This window comes from Bacillus sp. FSL L8-0528, assembly GCF_038593085.1.
In the GTDB taxonomy this organism is placed as follows: Bacteria; Bacillota; Bacilli; order Bacillales; family Bacillaceae; genus Bacillus; species Bacillus paralicheniformis.
Window position 1 is genome coordinate 488,337 of sequence record NZ_CP151961.1, and the last position, 18,781, is coordinate 507,117.

14 protein-coding genes are annotated in these 18,781 nt (G+C 49.5%); 9 read left to right on the forward strand and 5 right to left on the reverse strand.

Annotation, left to right across the window (positions count from 1 at the left end; all coding sequences use genetic code 11):
• Nucleotides 1–95 precede the first annotated feature (95 nt).
• Genes gabT through gabD form a run of 3 tightly spaced genes read left to right on the forward strand, consistent with a single transcriptional unit; the run spans nt 96 to nt 4,203 of the window.
• Nucleotides 96–1,409 (forward strand): 4-aminobutyrate--2-oxoglutarate transaminase, encoded by a 1,314-nt coding sequence (gene gabT, locus MHI30_RS02435; RefSeq protein WP_011197548.1) that lies wholly within the window; start codon nt 96–98, stop codon nt 1,407–1,409.
• 33 nt (nt 1,410–1,442) lie between these two features.
• Entirely contained in the window at nt 1,443–2,834 is a 1,392-nt protein-coding gene (locus tag MHI30_RS02440; protein WP_003178960.1) for an APC family permease, read from the forward strand.
• Nucleotides 2,809–4,203: a succinate-semialdehyde dehydrogenase gene (gabD, locus tag MHI30_RS02445; protein WP_009330176.1), complete on the forward strand. Its 1,395-nt coding sequence runs from the start codon at nt 2,809–2,811 to the stop codon at nt 4,201–4,203. The genes MHI30_RS02440 and gabD overlap by 26 nt, the downstream gene beginning before the upstream one ends.
• Nucleotides 4,204–4,249: 46 nt before the next feature.
• Here gabD and MHI30_RS02450 read toward each other — a convergent pair whose 3' ends face one another.
• On the reverse strand, nt 4,250–5,134 hold the full coding sequence (locus tag MHI30_RS02450) for an EamA family transporter (protein ID WP_003178966.1): 885 nt from the start codon (nt 5,132–5,134) through the stop codon (nt 4,250–4,252).
• A 164-nt stretch (nt 5,135–5,298) separates the two neighbouring features.
• On the opposite strand from MHI30_RS02450, the gene MHI30_RS02455 reads away from it, so the two are divergent.
• Nucleotides 5,299–5,790, forward strand: a complete 492-nt coding sequence (locus MHI30_RS02455; protein ID WP_003178968.1) for a hypothetical protein — start codon at nt 5,299–5,301, stop codon at nt 5,788–5,790.
• Between the two features lie 47 nt (nt 5,791–5,837).
• Here the strand turns inward: MHI30_RS02455 and MHI30_RS02460 are convergent, their stop codons facing one another.
• Genes MHI30_RS02460 through MHI30_RS02470 form a run of 3 tightly spaced genes read right to left on the reverse strand, consistent with a single transcriptional unit; the run spans nt 5,838 to nt 8,723 of the window.
• Nucleotides 5,838–6,482, reverse strand: a complete 645-nt coding sequence (locus tag MHI30_RS02460; protein WP_003178971.1) for a DUF1775 domain-containing protein — start codon at nt 6,480–6,482, stop codon at nt 5,838–5,840.
• 2 nt (nt 6,483–6,484) lie between these two features.
• The gene (locus tag MHI30_RS02465; protein WP_075753896.1) at nt 6,485–8,131 is read right to left on the reverse strand and encodes a copper resistance protein CopC; all 1,647 of its coding nucleotides are present in this window, start codon (nt 8,129–8,131) and stop codon (nt 6,485–6,487) included.
• A 19-nt stretch (nt 8,132–8,150) separates the two neighbouring features.
• Nucleotides 8,151–8,723, reverse strand: a complete 573-nt coding sequence (locus MHI30_RS02470) for a DeoR family transcriptional regulator (RefSeq protein ID WP_016886382.1) — start codon at nt 8,721–8,723, stop codon at nt 8,151–8,153.
• A 260-nt stretch (nt 8,724–8,983) separates the two neighbouring features.
• On the opposite strand from MHI30_RS02470, the gene nirB (MHI30_RS02475) reads away from it, so the two are divergent.
• The 5 genes from nirB (MHI30_RS02475) (at nt 8,984) to cobA (ending at nt 17,902) form a co-directional block, all read left to right on the forward strand.
• On the forward strand, nt 8,984–11,278 hold the full coding sequence (gene nirB / locus MHI30_RS02475) for a nitrite reductase large subunit NirB (RefSeq protein WP_061565961.1): 2,295 nt from the start codon (nt 8,984–8,986) through the stop codon (nt 11,276–11,278).
• A 1-nt stretch (nt 11,279) separates the two neighbouring features.
• Complete coding sequence (locus MHI30_RS02480; protein WP_061876322.1) at nt 11,280–13,439, forward strand: nitrate reductase; 2,160 nt, start codon at nt 11,280–11,282, stop codon at nt 13,437–13,439.
• A gap of 113 nt (nt 13,440–13,552) precedes the next feature.
• Nucleotides 13,553–15,973 (forward strand): nitrite reductase large subunit NirB, encoded by a 2,421-nt coding sequence (gene nirB, locus MHI30_RS02485; RefSeq protein ID WP_061876323.1) that lies wholly within the window; start codon nt 13,553–13,555, stop codon nt 15,971–15,973.
• Nucleotides 15,974–16,003: 30 nt separating this feature from the next.
• Nucleotides 16,004–16,324, forward strand: coding sequence for a nitrite reductase small subunit NirD (nirD, locus tag MHI30_RS02490; protein WP_061565960.1), 321 nt, complete (start codon nt 16,004–16,006; stop codon nt 16,322–16,324).
• Nucleotides 16,325–16,441: 117 nt separating this feature from the next.
• Nucleotides 16,442–17,902, forward strand: coding sequence for a uroporphyrinogen-III C-methyltransferase (gene cobA, locus MHI30_RS02495; protein WP_003178986.1), 1,461 nt, complete (start codon nt 16,442–16,444; stop codon nt 17,900–17,902).
• Between the two features lie 25 nt (nt 17,903–17,927).
• On the opposite strand, the gene MHI30_RS02500 is transcribed toward cobA, so the two are convergent.
• Nucleotides 17,928–18,608, reverse strand: a complete 681-nt coding sequence (locus tag MHI30_RS02500; protein WP_003178989.1) for a GntR family transcriptional regulator — start codon at nt 18,606–18,608, stop codon at nt 17,928–17,930.
• Nucleotides 18,609–18,781 lie beyond the last annotated feature (173 nt).

The following is an 18,781-nucleotide window of genomic DNA, read 5'->3' on the forward strand; positions in this document are numbered from 1 at the left end:
CCCTCTGGTACCATCAAAAATTAATGATTGGTACTTTTCATCATACCAAAAAATATTCAGAATTATAAGAAATAAAAGTGGGGGAGAGATTTTTTATGAGTCGGAACACAAAAGCATTCACAACGGAAGATTGGCAGGCCAAACGGGATCAATTCGTGGCAAGGGGTGTCTCCAACGGAAATCGTCATCTGGCCGCTAAAGGGGAAGGTGCCGTTTTATATGATATTGACGGACGCCGTTTTATCGATTTTGCCGGGGCGATCGGCACATTAAATGTCGGGCATTCACATCCGAAAGTTGTAGAAGCTGTCAAGCGGCAGGCCGAACAGCTCATCCATCCCGGTTTTAACGTCATGATGTATCCGGCCTATTTGGAATTGGCGGAAAAGCTTTGCCGGCTTGCGCCGGGCGCCCATGAGAAAAAAGCGATTTTCCTGAACTCGGGTGCGGAAGCCGTAGAAAACGCCGTGAAAATCGCCAGAAAATATACGAAGCGTCAAGCCGTCGTTTCTTTTACCCGCGGATTCCACGGACGCACAAACATGACGATGAGCATGACGAGCAAGGTGAAACCGTACAAATTCGGATTCGGTCCTTTTGCACCCGAGGTATATCAGGCGCCGTTTCCTTACTACTATAGAAAGCCTGAAGGGATGACTGATGAAAGCTATGATGACATGGTTATTCAGGCGTTTGACGATTTCTTCGTCTCGTCTGTTGCTCCGGAGACGGTTGCTTGCGTCGTCATGGAGCCGGTACAGGGAGAAGGCGGTTTTATCATTCCTTCAAAACGGTTTGTGCAGCATGTCGCAGCCTTCTGCCAAAAACACGGCATCGTTTTTGTCGCTGATGAGATTCAAACAGGCTTTGCCAGAACGGGCAAATATTTTGCGATTGAGCATTTTGATGTCGTTCCTGATCTTGTGACAGTGTCAAAATCGCTGGCTGCCGGCGTTCCGCTCAGCGGCGTCATCGGCCGGGCGGAAATGCTCGATGCGGCGGATCCGGGTGAACTCGGGGGCACCTACGCCGGAAGTCCGCTTGGATGCGTAGCCGCTTTGGCAGTGCTCGATATTATCGAATCGGAACAGCTCAACAAGCGCTCTGAAGAAATCGGCAAAGCCATCGAAGAGCGGGCGCTTGAATGGAAGATGAAATATCCGCAGATTGGGGAAGTCCGCCGACTTGGCGCAATGGCTGCGATTGAAATTGTCCGGGACGAAAAGACGCGGGAGCCGGACAAAGCAGCTGCGGCCAAGATTGCCAAGTACGCCAATGAACACGGTCTGCTCTTGTTGACGGCAGGGATCAACGGCAACATTATCCGTTTTCTGTCTCCGCTCGTCATTACTGATGAATTACTTGAGGAAGGGTTCGGCATCATTGAAGAAGCGCTGGAACAGCTCTAGTTTGACATCTTCTAAAAGAAGGAGCGGATTTTGATGGGTAAACAGCAAATGAAAAAAACGATGTCGCAGACGGATGTGCTATTTTTAGCGATCGGAGCTATGCTCGGCTGGGGCTGGGTCGTCCTTTCCGGCGACTGGATTTCGACAGCCGGCTTTTTGGGCAGCACGATCGCGTTTATCATCGGCGGCATACTCGTCATCTTAATCGGGTTAACGTACGCGGAGCTGTCTTCTGCCATCCCTGAAACGGGTGGCGGCTTGATTTTCGTCTACAGGGCGTTCGGACGAAAAACGGCTTTTGTCGCCGCTTGGGGTGTGCTGTTCGGCTATGTTTCGGTGATTACATTTGAGGCGGTCGCATTGCCGACCGTCATCGATTACGTCCTGCCTGTCGAACATCAGGGGTTTCTCTGGTCGCTAAGCGGCTGGGACGTGTATGTCACTTGGGTGTTGATCGGTTCGGGAGGTGCGGTCGTCCTGACAGCGCTCAATTACTTCGGCGTCAAGCCGGCCGCGATTTTTCAGTCGGTCTTTACGATTGCGATTATCGCCACGGGCTTTCTCCTTTTGGGCGGCGCCTTGGTAAACGGTGATTTCGAACATGTACAGCCCCTTTTTAAAGACGGGTTTTCCGGTATGATGTCCGTCCTTGTCATGATTCCGTTTCTATTTGTCGGATTTGACGTCATCCCTCAGGTTGCGGCTGAAATTAATGCCCCGAAAAAAATCATCGGCAAAATTTTGATTATTTCGATTATCAGTGCGGTCGTGTTTTATTTGCTGATTGTATTCGGCGTAACGATGGGTCTGTCAGAAAGCGAGCTTGCGACGACTTCTTTGGCAACCGCGGATGCAATGGTCAATCTGCTCGGGAACCAGCTGTTCGGCACGGTGCTTGTCCTCGGCGGCGTCGCCGGAATCATTACGAGCTGGAACGCATTTATCATCGGCGCGAGCCGGATTCTGTTTGCAATGTCGGAAAAGGGCATGGTGCCGAAATGGTTCGGCTTCATCCATCCGAAGTATAAAACGCCGACTAATGCAATTTTATTTCTGGGTGCGCTGGCGTTTTTTGCCCCGCTGCTCGGACGCCCTGCCCTTGTTTGGATCGTCAATGCAGGGGGAACAGGTATTATAGTCGGATATTTGATCGTCTCGATTGCATTCATGAAGCTGAGAAAAACAGAGCCGGATTTACACAGGCCGTATAAAATCAATAAGTGGAAAACAACGGGTATATCTGCTATCCTCTTAAGTGTTATCTTCCTTGCCTTTTATTTGCCAGGCATGCCGGCCGCGCTCACATGGCCGTATGAGTGGCTGATCTTGGCGGGATGGACATTGATCGGTTTTCTTTTATACAACAGCAGTTCAAAACGTAAAGGGGAGGAGATTCAACATGACCAGCATGCTAGAAGTATATAATCCTGCGACTGGAGAAAAAATCAAATCGGTTCCCCAGCAATCCGCAAAGGAAGTCGAAGAAGCTGTCGTACGCTCGCATGAGGCATTTCAAAAATGGTCGAAAACATCGGCTGCAGAACGAGCGGGCTTGCTGAAAAAATGGTTTGATTTAATTGTGGAGCAGAAGGACGAGCTGGCAAAATTGATTACGCTTGAAAACGGCAAGCCGTACGCTGAAGCGCAGGGCGAAGTCTTATATAGCGCAGGCTATATCGAATGGTATGCGGAGGAAGCGAAGCGCATCTACGGAAGAACGGTTCCCGCCTCTGTGACGAACAAGCGCATCATCGTCACACGCCAGGGAGTCGGACCTGTTGCGGCGATTACCCCGTGGAATTTTCCGGCGGCGATGATCACGAGAAAAGCGGCGCCGGCTTTGGCGGCGGGCTGTACCTTTATCATCAAGCCGGCGCCTGATACGCCTTTAACGGCGCTTGAGCTCGTCCGTCTCGGGCACGAAGCGGGCATTCCGAAAGACGTCCTTCAATGTGTGATCGGCGACGGACAAGAGATCGGCTCTATTTTTACAAGCCATCCGCTGATCCGCAAGATTACGTTCACCGGGTCAACACCTGTCGGCAAACATTTAATGAAAAACAGCGCCGAGACGGTGAAGCATGTGTCAATGGAGCTCGGCGGCCATGCCCCGCTGATCGTTGATGAAGATGCCAACATTGACCTCGCCGTTAAGCAGACGATGCTTTCGAAATACAGGAATGCCGGACAAACGTGCGTCTGTGCAAACCGTCTGATCGTTCATGAATCGGTTAAGGATGAATTTGCAGAAAAACTCCGCGCGGAAGTCGCCAAGCTGAAAGTCGGGAACGGACTCGAAGAAGGTGTATCAATCGGGCCGATCATCAATAAAAACGGCTTCCAAAAAATCGTCGATCAAATCAATGACGCGGTGAATAAAGGGGCGAAAGTTCTCATCGGCGCCGAATACGAAAGCGATGATGAGAAATCATGCTACTTTGTCCATCCGACAGTGCTGACGGATGTTGATCCTTCAATGACGATCATGCATGAGGAAACATTCGGCCCCGTTGCGCCGATTACGTCTTTTAAAACGCTGGACGAAGCGGTCAAGCTCGCCAATGATACGCCTTACGGTTTAGCGGCATACTTCTTTACGGAAAACTACCGCCGCGGCATCTATTTATCCGAAAACCTTGATTACGGCATTCTCGGCTGGAATGACGGCGGACCGTCAACCGTTCAGGCGCCTTTCGGCGGCATGAAGGAAAGCGGTATCGGACGCGAAGGCGGACTGGAAGGCATCGAGCCGTATTTGGAAACAAAATATTTGTCCATCGGTTTGGATGAATAACAAGACAACATGAAAACCCGCCCGTATATCCCCGGGCGGGTTTTTTTTACGCTTTCATCTGTTCAGCGTTTATTTTATCTTTTTTGGGCTGATAGGAAATATAAAAAATGCCTAAAAGAAGCAGGGCGATCCCGGCCCAGGAAACAAGAGGCAGCGATTCCCTGACAAGCACGGTTCCCAACAGCGACGCTGTAAGCGGTTCAGCAAGCGACAGCGTCACCGCCGTTGAGGCGGGCACTTTTGCCAATCCTGTCGTAAATAACAGGTACGCGGCTCCGGTTGCAATGACCCCGATATAGAGGCTGACAGCCATTCCCTGAACCGATGAGATCCAGCCGAGATCGTACAGAAACAACAACGGGGCAAGCAATACAGCGCTTAAAAAGAATACGGTGCCTGTGACAGCCTCCGGCTTTTGCTTTTGCAGGAGTTTCTTGCTTGTCAGCGTGTAGACGGCAAAGGAAAGACCGGCGCCAAGTGCGAGCAGTATGCCGAGAAAGCTCCCCCCCGATGAGGCGGAGGGAATGAATAATAAGGCTACGCCTGCTATCGCTGCAGCAGTTGCGATCCACCATTTCGTCTGCGGAACCTTTTTGAACACCAGCCATTCGAGGCAGCCGGCAATAATCGGAGCGCTGCCGATGGCGACGACCGTTCCGACGGCGATTCCTGACAGGCTGACGGCTGAAAAAAAGAAAGGCTGGTAAAATGCCATGCTCAATGCTGCGATGATCAGCGTTTTAACGGGCCAGCCGCTTCGTTTCAATTGACCGCGGAAAGCCGCGAACAAGAGCAGGGTGATGCCGCCGACCGCCATTCTGACAGCGCCGAACACAAGAGGTGCCGCCTCTTTCGGCGCAAATGCCTGGGTTGTTCCCGTCGTTCCCCATAAAATTGCCGCAAGCAAGACAAACAGAACCGATACTTTCATACTAACGATCTCTCCCTACTCGATCATTCAGAACTTTTTCTATTGTAAGATAAGTTTGCGGATTTTTGAATCGCCGCTTCGGAAATTTCCCTGAAAAGAGGAAATATTCAACGCTGGCCGAATTCATATAATGGCCAAAAAACAATTAAAGTCGGAGGAAGCGGATGAAAAAACGAACAGTTTTATTCTTCTTGTTGATCTGGCTCGCCGGATGTGCGAGCGCCCAAGAGGCTGAGGAACAAACCAAATGGGTGAACAGCGAACAGAAAGCGATTGAGAACGGCATTCGTTATGAAAGCATTACAAAAGACGATATTATAGACAAAATCGATTTAAACGGTGAACAAGTCGTCGTTTTTCGATTCGGCGATTCGGAGGGAGAGGGGATTGGCCTCGCACACATCAAAAGGGAAAACGGCAACTATCAATGGTACCGCGACTTAAATTACGCAATTGTAAAATCGGACCACCCGAAAACGGAGAATGCGGAAGCTTCCGCGCCGTTCACAACCCCTAAGGGAAGAAAGTACACGTTATATACAGGGGATGCAGATCGCCTGAATGGTACATTTGAGACTGATGACGGGCTTCATTTGGAGCCGGTGGTCGATCAAAAAACGGGCATGTATTATCAGATCGTGCAGGATTCGGACTGAAATGAAACAAAAATGCTGTCGGGTTGTTCCCGACAGCATTTCATTTTTTACGATTTCTTTTTCCGCACTGTCAAGAGCAGCGCAGCACCTCCAAGAAGCACGGCGAGGATCGACAGGATCAGGGAAGCGGTTTGAATCCCTTGTCCTCCTTGACTGTCTTCATTTTCTGCGGCAGCGTTTTGTTTCGTTGAAGCGCCGTGTGCATCAACCGTTTCGTGTCCGAGTTTTGCAGCGTCGACAATGCTTGTGATTGCATGCGGGGTATCGGCGTCATCATCACCGGTCCACTCGACAATTGTGCCGTCCTTATAATATTGGTATGCGTTCCAGGCGGCCTTTTGTTCTTTGTCAGGGTTTTTGGCGGTGAAGGTAAACTGCTGGAATTCACCAGGCTGAATGCCGCCGTTTTCGGCTTCCCACGTCACCCTTGTTACTTTTTCGTTTTTGCCGGTTTCAGTGCTTGTTTTCCACCCCGGCACCGGTTCATACTGCTGAAATTCAACACCGTCCGGCATGCTGAGAACGACCTTGATCGTGGCGTTGTCTTTTTCAACCGGTACTTTGACAGTGTATGTTTCCCATGAGCCTGCTGCTGATTCGGTCGGTTTTACCGTGACATGTGCGCTGACCGGCACGGAGAAAAGCAAAAATGATGCTAGGATTGCACCCATCCATAATGTCTTTTTCAACATAATCAAAACTCCTTTTTATTAATTTTTGCATTGAAAACTGTTCTGATTTCCTCAAATGACGCCGTTAATCCGTGAACGCGGATCTTCCAGATGCCGTCTTCGCTTAAATTTAAATTTTTCGTTTGGAAAACACCGTCTTTATTTTTGCTGAGGCTGAACGTGCTTTCCTTGTCATCCCCGAAAAGCCCGGTTTTCTCAACGGTTAATTCAATTTTTTGGATATCTTTGACGACGTCTCCTTTTCTGTTTCTGACGGTGACTTCAAACGTATTTGAGCCCGGCATGTTTGGGCTGATTCGGAGTGACAGCGTATTTCCTTCCGTCAGCTGCTTCGTCTCACTGAAAGGCTGCGGCAGCGGCGCGGGCGGACTTGGAATATTGGTGAAAACCGCCGTGGTCAGCAGAATGAGAAGCCCGACCGCCCATTCAGCTTTCATCGAACGGCCGCCCTGCTGTTTCGGCGCTTTTCTAAAACGAAAATAGTGAAATGCTCCGAGTCCGATCATGAGAAGGACGAGCGCCGATTTCACAAGGAGCGCTTTTCCGTAAGCCGTCCCGAACAGGTTATCCAGTGTATGAACAATGAAAAAGCTGTTGAAAAGGCCCGAGAATATGAGTAGCCCTGCTGAAGCGAGCGCCCATGGCGAGAAGCGCCGAATGGTTTCCCATATCAAACTTTTGTCAGGCTTCAGCCAGTCTTTTCCGAAAAACAGCACAAACATCGCGAGTCCGCCAGTCCAAATGGAAGCGGCATTCAGATGGATGAAGTTCATCGCGATTGTCATATAGCCTGCGCTCGTCGAAGCGGCATGGCCGTCGAGCGATTTGACGAACAAAAGTCCGGCAAAAAGGAACAGGCTCAAGATCGCGCTCTTCAGGCCTTTTCTATTCGAAGAGAAAACAAGCAATGCGATGATGGCGATGTTGATCAGCCACAGCATTCCGCCCGTCGTATTCAAAAGCGTTTCTTGTAAAAGCGAAGGCTGAAAAGCCCCGATCCAGGAAACGCCTGCGTTTGTTTTTGTTTGCAGTGGCAGCTGAATGATGATGGCAGCCCCTGTCAATAAGAGCGCCACATTCGTGATCCGCTTCAGACGGCGCTTTTTGTCACCCGGCCAGCCGTTTTCAGGTCGGTGCCAGACGAGCTGAAAAAGAGCGGCTCCCATGAACAGGGAGAAACCGGTATACAAAAGGACGCGTTCAATGACGATATCGGCTGCCGGCAGGCCTGATGCTTGATTTTGCTGATCTTTCGGCAGCCCGCCTTGAATGTTTCCGATACTAAAAGGGATCGTGCCTGATACAGGATGACCGTCTGCGGATACGGCTCTCCATTCGGCCGAGTAGATATCATCCTTTAACTTCGGTTTCAGCTTGACGGTCATGATCTTTGCGTTTTGGGGGTCGATTTCCGTTTTGCCGGAATCTACCCGTTCACCCGACGAATTTCTGACCGTTATCGAATGAAACCCGTTCTGAATCGCTTCATTGAATTCGATCTTAATTTCTTCAGGCGCTTTTTTCAGCTCCTGATTTTCAGCAGGAGTTGATTGTACGATATAAGCGTGAGCAAAAGCGGCTTTTGGCAGCAGAATGGTACAAAGAACAGCCAGAACTGCCCAGAGTGTTGCTCTTTTCATCACATTCATCCAATCTCTTAACAAAATTTCATGTCTTCAGGCTGCAGCAGCTGTTCTTCATCGTTTTCTGGACCAGAAGCGCGGCATCGTCAAACGATAACAGCTGTCCGCCAAAGCCTTTTTTGAATTTCCGCGCTTCTGCTTCAGAAGCGAAAGGGAGCGCATGCGGCTCGCAGCAGTTCAAATGAAGATCTGTATCCAGCAAAAAGACGGCAGCTTTGGCGCTGATCGTCGTATCCAGCAAAAAATCCCTGCAGATAATCTGTGATACATCATCTTTCACTTTCTCATAGCGGAGCATTGCGCAATGCGCGCAGCAAAACTGTTCAATTTGGCTGTCGTTTTTGACAATTTGCACGGCAAGCCTCGAACCTGCCCCTTTTCCGCAAACGACGCAAAGCTGCCCAAGCTGCTGCTTCGGCTTGTTTAGCGTAATTCCGCCTGCGGTCTTGATGACCTGCCCGTTTTCAACGAGCGGTTTAATGTCGCGGTAAACGGTCATTTCAGAGACGTTCAGCCTTTTCGAAATTTCCGAAATGCGCAGAGATTCTTCTTCTTTGATCCAAGCCAAAATCTGCTCCCTTCTTTTAATCGGTAGCATTCTCCTCCCCCGTTCTTTATGTTCTGTACTTATAAGCCTAGTAGATTGAAGGAAAAGAAACAAGCGGAACGTGATAAAAAATGTGATGAAATGTTGAACTTTAACATCGCGGCCAAAGCCGTTGAATCGTCGTCAATGGGTACTGGTCAAACCGTCCTGTTTCTAAAATTTTTTGTCAGGAAATGTAACAGGTTTGCACGCTTTAGCGATGCAATGTGAAATAATAATCCGGAGCAAAGCTGCAGAGGGGAGGGGAGAAAATGGGGAAACAAAGGCTTGTTTTAATAGGAAACGGCATGGCAGGGGTTCGCACGGCCGAAGAGATTTCACTACACGGCGGGAGCCGGTTTGAGATCGTCATCATCGGCAGCGAACCACACCCGGGCTATAACCGGATTCTGCTGTCTTCTGTCCTTCAGGGAGAAACGGATTGGAACGATGTGATGACAAAAAGCCGGAGCTGGTATGAAGAAAACGGGATTACCCTTTATACAGGGGAAACGGCTGTCGCAATCGATACGGTTAATCAAACGGTGGCGACAGATCAAAACCGCGAAATCGCTTATGACAAACTGATCATTGCGACGGGCTCTTCCCCGTTTATCCTCCCGGTTCATGGTGCAGACAAAGAAGGGGTATATGGTTTTAGAACAATAGACGATTGCCGGGCATTCATAAACGCATCAAAGCGATTTAAAAAAGCGGCCGTCATCGGCGGGGGAATATTGGGCCTTGAGGCGGCGCGGGGATTGGCAAACCTCGGGATGAAGGTTGATGTGGTTCACCACTCTTCCTCAATCATGCAGACTCAGCTTGATCCGCCGGCTTCTGCCATGCTCCAGAAAGAGCTGGAGCGTCAAGGGATCCATTTTCTTTTGGAGAAAGATACAGAGGCGATTTTAGGAACATCGCGCGCCGAGGGTGTGCGGTTTAAAGACGGGACGAAGATCAGCGCCGATCTCGTCGTCATGGCTGCCGGTGTCAGACCGAATATCGAACTGGCCAAGGCGAGCGGTATTTCAACCAACAGGGCGATCATCGTCAGCGACTATATGGAGACAAATGTTCCAAATGTCTACGCCGTCGGTGAATGCGCGGAGCATAACGGAACGGTCTACGGCTTAGTCATGCCACTGTATGAGCAGGGGAAAGTGCTGGCCAAACATATTTGCGGCCTCGAATGTTCCGGTTATCAGGGCTCCGTTCAGTCCGCGGCTTTAAAAATGTCCGGAATCGACGTCTTTTCGGCAGGGAAAATCACAGAGGACGACTCGACGACGGCTATTAAACTTTTAGACGAAGCGGCCGGAGTCTATAAAAAAGCGGTCTTTCAAGGGGATAAAATGGCCGGCGTCATTTTATACGGAGACACCAGCGGCAGTCAAAGGCTGTTGGAAAGCATCATCAAACAAAGGGATATTACCGTTGTCAAAAAAGAGCTGTTTCAATCGGAGGAAGACAGTTCAGTCGCTTCTATGGCGGTTCGTGAAACGATCTGCCAATGCAACGCGGTTTCAAAAGGCATGATCATGGAAGCGATACAGACGCACGGTTTAAAGACGGCCGAGGAGGTCAAACGCTGTACAAAAGCTTCCGGGTCATGTGGCGGCTGCAGGCCGTTGGTCGAGGAACTGCTCCTCCATACCGCCGAACATGATGGTCACATATCTGCGGCGGAACAACCGATGTGCGCCTGCACTTCATTCACGGAAGATGAAGTCGTGAACGAAATACAGATGAGAAATCTTTCTTCCGTTCACGAAGTCATCTCGGCGCTCGGCTGGAAAAATAGCAGCGGATGCCGGATTTGCGTGCCCGCGCTTCACTACTATTTAAAAATGATCCGTCCGGACATCGCCTATGAGGAGCACGAAGAGGAGACGGATGCCATCATCCCGCAAATGTACGGAGGCCGGACGAATGCCGAAGAGCTGAAGCGCATTGCAGGAGTGATTGAAAAATATCAAATTCAAGAGGTGTACATGACACACCATCAGAGATTAAAGCTTGCCGGCATTAAGCCGGAGCTTATAGAGCGTGTAAAAGAAGAACTCGGCATGCCGTATTGCCCGCCGCAACAGCAGCGGATCGCCGCGGTTAAAACGTGCCCATGCGGATCACCGCAGATTCAAACATTGGCAGCAGACTTGGAAAAAGCAGCAGAATCCCTCCTCATTCCGGCCAAGGTCTCCATTGGGGTGTCGGGCTGTTTGGACGATTGCGTGTACGCTTCAGTTCATGACATCGGACTTCTCAAAGTAAACGGAGGATGGGAGTTTTATGCGGGCGGCCAAGGAGGACAGCATGCTTCCCCGGGAGAGCTGCTTTCAGTAGCCGACTCGGCGGAGGAAGCGGGTGAACTCATGAAAGGCCTGCTTCAATATTACCGCGAAACAGCAAACTATCTTGAGAAGATCGGGCATTGGATTGAACGCGCCGGCATCATTCATATCCGGGAAGTTTTATTTGACAACGGACTTCGCGGCCAGCTGATCGAACGGCTTGAAAAAGAAAAGCGGCTGGCTCAGCAAGAAACGATAAAAGGGCTGATGTGAATTGACAGAACGATTGCTAAAGTACTTTCGCACAAAGCAAAAAGAAGTGCAATCCGAAAAAACGTATGACACCCAATGTCCATTTTGCAGCATGCAGTGCAAAATGCAGCTCATTGAACAGACGATTGTGACAAGAAAAAAGTACACGGCGGTCGGAAAAGACAATCCGACGACAAAGGGGCGGCTGTGCATGAAGGGGATGAACGCCCATCAGCACGCGTTTCATTCAGAGAGGATCACCCATCCGCTGATCAAAAAAAACAGTGAATTCGTCCGTGTGTCATGGGAAGAAGCGTTTCAGTACATCAAAGAACAAGTAACAGCGATCCAGCATGAAGACGGCCGCGATGCTTTGAGTGTATACGGCAGCGCGTCCATTACAAACGAGGAAGCGTACCTGCTCGGGAAGTTCGCCCGCGTCGCCTTGAAGACGAAGCATATTGACTACAACGGCAGGCTTTGCATGTCGGCGGCCGCAACAGCTGCAAATCAAACCTTCGGAATGGACCGGGGACTGACAAATGCCCTTTCCGAGATCCCCCATGCAAGGGTCATCATCCTCGCAGGTACGAATATCGCCGAGTGCCAGCCGACGATCATGCCGTATTTTGAAGAAGCGAAGCAAAACGGGGCGTACATCATCGTCATTGATCCCCGCGAAACGGCAACGGCCAAGATCGCCGACCTGCATTTGAAAATCAAGCCGGGAACAGACGCCGCGCTCGCAAACGGAATGCTGAAAATCATCATTGAAGAACAGCTGACAGACGGAGCGTTTATCAGAGATAGAGCTGAAGGGTTTGAAGAGGTCAAGCGCCATGTAGCATCTTTATCGCTTGAAGACATTTCGGCCAAAACCGGGATACAAATCGAGCAGATCAAAAAAGCCGCGGTAAAATTCGCCCGCGAGGAGACGGGAATGCTGTTCACGGCAAGAGGGGTTGAACAGCAGACTGACGGAACGGCTGCTGTAAGAAATTTACTGAATATTCTAATATCAACGGGGAAAATCGGCAAATTTGCTTGCGGCTACGGCGCCGTCACCGGGCAAGGAAATGGGCAGGGGGCGCGGGAGCACGGGCAGAAAGCAGACCAGCTGCCAGGTTACCGTTCGATTGAAAATGAAGCCGACCGCGCCTATATTGCGGATGTTTGGGGCATAAAAGCTGAAGATCTTCCGGGAAAAGGCGTATCCGCTTATGAAATGATGAAGAAAGTTCATGAAGGCGAAATTACAGGAATGTTTTTAATGTGTTCAAACCCTGTTGTATCCAGCCCGAACGCCGGCTTTGTCAAATCCGCTTTGGGTAAATTAAAGTTTTTTGCCGCCGTTGATTTGTTTCTTTCTGAAACGGCAATACTCGCGGATGTCGTTCTCCCAGCATCATCCTATCTCGAGGACGAAGGAACGATGACCAATCTGGAAGGCAGAGTGACATTAAGGGAAGCCTCAAAGCCGTGTCCCGGTGAAGCGAGGCATGACTGGCAAATTATTTGCGATATCGCTAAAGCGCTTGGAAAAGGCCGCTATTTTTCATATCGATCGGCAGAGGATGTTTTTAATGAATTGAGAAAAGCGAGCCGCGGCGGAATTGCCGACTATTCGGGCATCACCTATGAACGTCTGAGAAAGGAAGGCGGCATTTTATGGCCCTGTCCAGAAGAGGGGCACCCTGGAACACAGCGCCTGTTTGAATCATCCTTCTCCCACCCGGACAAAAAAGCAAGAATGTGCGTCGTCCCGAACGAACCAAAGGTCAAAAAAGATGTACCGACTGAGGAGTATCCCCTTATTCTGACGACCGGAAGGGTGATGTCTCACTATTTAACCGGGGTACAGACGAGAAGGAGCGCCGCGCTCAAGGCGAGACACTTTGAATCATTTATGGAAATCCATCCGAAAACGGCGGAAAAGTACAATATTGGCGACCGGGTGCTGGTCAGGGTGGAATCAAAAAGAGGCAGCATCATCGTCAGGAGCAAATGGTCGGAAGCCATCAGGCCGGATACCGTTTTTGTACCGATACATTGGGCGGATTCGCAAAATGTGAACGATTTGATAGCGGAAACGCTCGATCCGTCCTGCAGCATGCCGGGATTTAAGGTTTGCTCCGTGAAAATTCGTCCGTCAGTTGACAATTTTGTGAATAAATTGTCATAAAAAGTCATAAAAAGTTTACAAAATTAACTATAATTTGTGATAGTTTTAAAGATGTAAATAGAATACTTGTTTAGGGCGTATAGTGAATTGTTTTGAAAAAGGGGAGGATCATAGTGAAAAAAAAGCAGCTTGTCCTTGTAGGGAACGGTATGGCCGGGGTCAGGGCCATTGAAGAAATTCTTAAAATTTCAAACGAAGAGTTTCAGATCACGATTTTCGGCAGCGAACCGCACCCAAACTATAACCGGATTCTTCTTTCCAAAGTGCTTCAAGGAGATACGGATGTTAAGGACATTACACTGAATGATTGGGATTGGTATGAAGAAAACGGCATTCAGCTGTATACAGGTGAAGAAGTCGTTAAAGTTGATCCGGAGTCCAAAACCGTCATCACGGATACGGGAAGAGTCCAGCCGTATGATGAACTGATTTTGGCGACAGGTTCTCTCCCTTTTATTCTGCCATTGCCCGGAGCGGATAAAGAAGGTGTAACAGCTTTCCGTGATATCAAGGATACGGATATCATGCTCGAAGCTTCCAAAACGTACAAAAAAGCAGCAGTTATCGGCGGCGGGCTGCTGGGACTGGAAGCAGCGCGCGGACTTCTCAACCTTGGCATGGATGTTACCGTTGTCCACCTCGCGCCATATTTGATGGAGCGTCAGCTTGATGCAACCGCAGGACGGCTTTTGCAAAAAGAGCTGGAAAAGCAGGGCATGAAATTTTTACTGGAAAAGCAGACCGAAGAAATTTACGGAGAAACACGTGTCGAAGGCTTAAAATTCAAAGACGGCTCAACGCTTGAGGCCGATTTGGTCGTCATGGCGGTCGGAATCAAGCCGAACGTTCAGCTCGGCAAAGACTGCGGCCTTCCGGTAAACAGAGGAATCGTCGTCAATGATTACATGGAGACCGAAGTTCCCAACATTTACGCTGTCGGAGAATGCGCGGAGCATAGGGGCATTGCCTACGGACTTGTCGCGCCTCTTTATGAACAGGCAAAAGTGCTTGCCAAAAAAATCTGCGGCGTTGAAACGGCTCCGTATGAAGGATCTGTTTTATCTACCCAGCTGAAGGTTTCCGGTGTTGAGGTCTTTTCTGCCGGTGACTTTAATGAGGATGACGGAGAAGACAAAAAAGCGCTCAAAGTGTTTGACGAACAGGACGGAATCTACAAAAAAATCGTTCTGCGCGGCAATCAGGTGATCGGCGCCGTACTGTTCGGAGACAGCAGCGAAGGAAACAGGCTGTTTTCCATGATTCAAAAAGGAGCGGATATTTCTGATACTTCAAAAATTTCAATCTTGCAGCCTTTGAATCAGGAAGAAGGCATGAGCTTGACCGCTGCGATGAGCGACGATGAGATCGTGTGCGGCTGCAACGGCGTTTCGAAAGGAATGATCATTCAGGCGATCAAAGAGCAGGGATGCACATCGACGGATGAAATTAAAGCATGCACAGGCGCATCGCGCTCTTGCGGAGGATGTAAGCCGCTTGTCGCAGAGATTCTCCAGCATACGCTCGGCTCAGAATTTGATGCTTCAGCACAAAAAGAAGCGATTTGCGGATGTACGGATCTTTCAAGAGACGAACTCGTGGCCGAAATCAGAGAAAAAGGGCTGACCCATACAAAAGAAGTCATGAACGTGCTCGGCTGGAAAACGGCGGAAGGCTGTTCCAAATGCCGCCCTGCGCTTAACTACTACCTCGGCATGATCAATCCGAAGGAATATGAAGATGAAAGAGAATCCCGCTTCGTCAATGAACGGATGCACGCCAACATTCAAAAAGACGGCACATATTCAGTCGTACCGCGGATGTACGGCGGGGTCACCAATTCGAATGATTTGCGGCGCATCGCCGATGTCGTCGACAAATATGAAATTCCTCTAGTGAAAATGACCGGCGGCCAGCGGATCGATCTGATCGGCGTCAAAAAAGAGGATCTTCCGAAAGTATGGGCTGATCTTGACATGCCTTCTGGATTTGCTTACGGAAAAACGCTCAGAACCGTAAAAACGTGTGTAGGCGAACAGTTCTGCCGCTTCGGAACGCAAGATTCAATGGCTCTCGGAATTGACCTTGAGAAAAAATTTGAAGGGCTCTACACGCCTCACAAAATTAAAATGGCGGTTTCCGCTTGTCCGAGAAACTGTGCTGAATCCGGCATTAAAGATATCGGCGTTGTCGGCATCGACGGCGGCTGGGAAATTTACGTCGGCGGAAACGGAGGCACACATCTGCGTGCAGGCGATCTGTTAATGAAAGTCAAAACGGCTGAAGAAGTCATCGAAATCACAGGCGCATATCTCCAATACTATCGTGAAACAGCCAACTATTTAGAGCGGACATCTGCATGGATCGAACGTGTCGGCTTGTCCCACGTCCAATCCGTATTGAATGATAAAGAAAAACGCAAAGAGCTGAATGACCGCATCAATCAAGCGCTGTCTGTCCATAAAGACCCGTGGAAAGACTTTTTGGAAGACGGAAAGACAACAAGACAGCTATTCGAAAATGTTGTCACTTCCTAAAATGAAAAACCAACTTGAGGAGGAATTCACATGGTGAACAAGAACTTAACAAAGGTGTTTGTTTCGAAGGTCGGGGATTTGCCGAATCAGCTTGGGAAGACAGTGCTCATCAAGGACAAGGAAATCGCGGTATTCAAGCTTTCAAACGGCAGCGTCCGCGCGATTGAAAACCGCTGCCCCCACAAAGGGGGCGTGCTTGCCGAAGGAATGGTAAGCGGCGAATTCGTCTTCTGTCCGATGCACGACTGGAAGATCAGCCTTGAAGACGGCAAAGTCCAAGAGCCTGACACGGGGTGTGTGCAGACATACGAAACGGTCGTTGAAGGCGAAGATTTGTATATCGTTTATTAAACGGCGCAACAAGCGAAACGCAATATTTCAAAAGCCTTAAGGGTCGCAGAACGTGACCCCTCTTTATTAAAAAAACAAACGCGTTCACATAATCGGCAGATGGAAGGATGACAGTTGATGGGGAATGGGAAAGTTTATTTTGTCGGGGCCGGACCGGGCGATTCAGGATTGATCACATTAAAAGGAAGAACGCTGATCGAGGCGGCGGATGTCATATTGTATGACAGGCTCGTCAATTCCCGGCTGCTTGAGCATGCAAAAGCATCATGCGAATTTGTCTACTGCGGCAAGCTCCCGGACCGCCATTATATGAGGCAAAGTGAAATCAATGCACTGCTCATTGAAAAGGGGCTGAAAGGCCTCAAAGTGGTCCGGCTGAAAGGAGGAGACCCGAGCGTGTTTGGCAGAGTCGGGGAAGAAGCGGCTGCCGTCAGCGAACACGGCATCCCGTACGAGATGGTGCCAGGCATTACATCGGGAATCGCCGCTCCTCTTTATGCCGGACTGCCTGTGACCCACCGCGATTTCGCTTCATCCTTTGCCGTTGTCACCGCCCATGATAAATCGGGCAAACCGGAGATGAATTGGGAAGGGCTGGCCAAGGGCGTCCAAACCCTCGTCTTTTACATGGGGATCAAAAACCTTGGTTATATATGCGAGCAGCTGATGAAACACGGCAAGTCCCCCCTTGTTCCCGCAATGGCCATCCAATGGGGCACATGGGGCCGGCAGCGGAGTGTTAAAGGGACATTGCAGAATATCAGGGAGAAAATAACCGAGCATCAGATCAAAAATCCCGCGATTATCGTCATCGGCGACATCGTATCATTCAGGCAGAACAGCTGGTTTGAAGAAAAGCCTTTGATCGGGCTGAACATCATGGCAGTCAAAAGCTGTGAAGAAGAACAAATTCCAGTGGAGGCGCTTCGTGAACAAGGCGCTGAAGTTGTGGAATGGCCGAAATGGAAATCGGCCGAAACGGTGCCTGACGATGCACTTTTAGGTCGAATCGCTTGTTTTGACAGCCTGCTGTTCACCTCAAGTGCGTCACTGCGCAGATTTTTCAGCCGGCTTGCTGCTTTGAAGATCGATGTCAGGGAAATGCGCGGAAGGCTTTACGCTTCAGATCAGCATGTAAAAGCAGCTCTTGAAGAACGGGGATTTGAAGCCTTTCTGCAAACGGAAATGCCGGTCTCGGGCAGCTGTTTGCTGATCGGCAGCCGGGAAGCCGTGCAAAATTACCCGCACTCCGGGTGCGAGGTATTGATTACACATGACAGGGTGATCGACAGCCGCTTTACCTCGATCATCAAACGGGAAATTGATGAGTTTCCTATTGATATAGTGTTGTTTTCAAATCGAACATGCGTCGAGCTGTTCGTAAACGAGGCGGAGACAGTCGGCCTCCATCCGGAAAAAACGGCTGCCCGTCTTCAGGCGTTCTGCCTCACTGAAGAAGCGGGGGAGAGAGCTGCAGCCGTAGGGTTTCAGCGCGTTCATGCAGTGAATGATCGCGATCGCCTGCCGGATGTCATCAAAGAGATCAACCGAACAGCCGAATTTGTCTGTCAGAGCTGAAAAAAGCAGGGGGAACCCTGCTTTTTTAGCGTGCGGCACTGCTTCTGAACAACACCTCTTTTAAGTAGCAAAGGTCTGCCTCTATATGCTTCCTCATTGATTCGGCTGCTTTTGCGTCATTTCTGTCCTGCATGTGACGCAGAATCTCCTCGTGCTGATTGATGATTTCAAGAGTGCGCTCCGGTTTTTCAAGGTTTTTGCTCCGGTAGAAAAAGGTCAGCGACCGTAAATCAAGCAGCTGTTTTTGCAGGCGTTCGTTTTCGCTCGCTTCGATGATGGCATCATGAAATTGCGTATTTAGGCGAAGCAGAGCATTAGCCGACTCCGGACCTTGGCTTTTCTGGTGCTTATGCGCCTCAGAGAGCGTTTCGGAAATGAGCTCCAGTGTTTCATTAGAGGCAAGGCGAGTCGCCAAAGAAACGGCCAGGGATTCGAGCGCCTGACGGCATTGGTATATTTCTTCAAGATCTTTGATTGTCGGTTCATAAACTGTAATTTTTGATTTATCATCTATCAATAACAGGCCTTCTTGTTCAAGTGTCCGAATCGCCTCTCTGACGGGGCTGCGGCTCACTTGCAGCTCCTTGGCGATTTTGGATTCATAGATCCGTTCGCCGGGCTGATATCCTCCTTTAATAATCATATCTTTTAAATAATGATGGACTTGATCATGATAAGAGACTGCACGTTGGATCGAAAACTTCACGCTGTTCACCTCGTTTATTTTTCACTGCGGAAATCACTAATAGTCTAGCAAAAAGAGAGAAATACCATCAATCTAAAATTACCATAATATTGAGTATTTTGTGACAAAAAAGTGTTGACTGCCATTAGCTGTCCGTTATAATTAAGTTATAACTGTCGACAGTCGGCAGATTA

Coding starts and splice junctions, on each gene's coding strand:
- MHI30_RS02450 (WP_003178966.1), bottom strand. CDS start 5,134: ATGAAAGTATCGGTTCTGTTTGTCTTGCTTGCGGCAATTTTATGGGGA.
- MHI30_RS02465 (WP_075753896.1), bottom strand. CDS start 8,131: ATGAATGTGATGAAAAGAGCAACACTCTGGGCAGTTCTGGCTGTTCTT.
- MHI30_RS02455 (WP_003178968.1), top strand. CDS start 5,299: ATGAAAAAACGAACAGTTTTATTCTTCTTGTTGATCTGGCTCGCCGGA.
- gabD (WP_009330176.1), top strand. CDS start 2,809: ATGACCAGCATGCTAGAAGTATATAATCCTGCGACTGGAGAAAAAATC.
- nirB (WP_061565961.1), top strand. CDS start 8,984: ATGGGGAAACAAAGGCTTGTTTTAATAGGAAACGGCATGGCAGGGGTT.
- gabT (WP_011197548.1), top strand. CDS start 96: ATGAGTCGGAACACAAAAGCATTCACAACGGAAGATTGGCAGGCCAAA.
- nirD (WP_061565960.1), top strand. CDS start 16,004: ATGGTGAACAAGAACTTAACAAAGGTGTTTGTTTCGAAGGTCGGGGAT.
- cobA (WP_003178986.1), top strand. CDS start 16,442: ATGGGGAATGGGAAAGTTTATTTTGTCGGGGCCGGACCGGGCGATTCA.
- MHI30_RS02440 (WP_003178960.1), top strand. CDS start 1,443: ATGGGTAAACAGCAAATGAAAAAAACGATGTCGCAGACGGATGTGCTA.
- MHI30_RS02470 (WP_016886382.1), bottom strand. CDS start 8,723: ATGCTACCGATTAAAAGAAGGGAGCAGATTTTGGCTTGGATCAAAGAA.
- MHI30_RS02460 (WP_003178971.1), bottom strand. CDS start 6,482: ATGTTGAAAAAGACATTATGGATGGGTGCAATCCTAGCATCATTTTTG.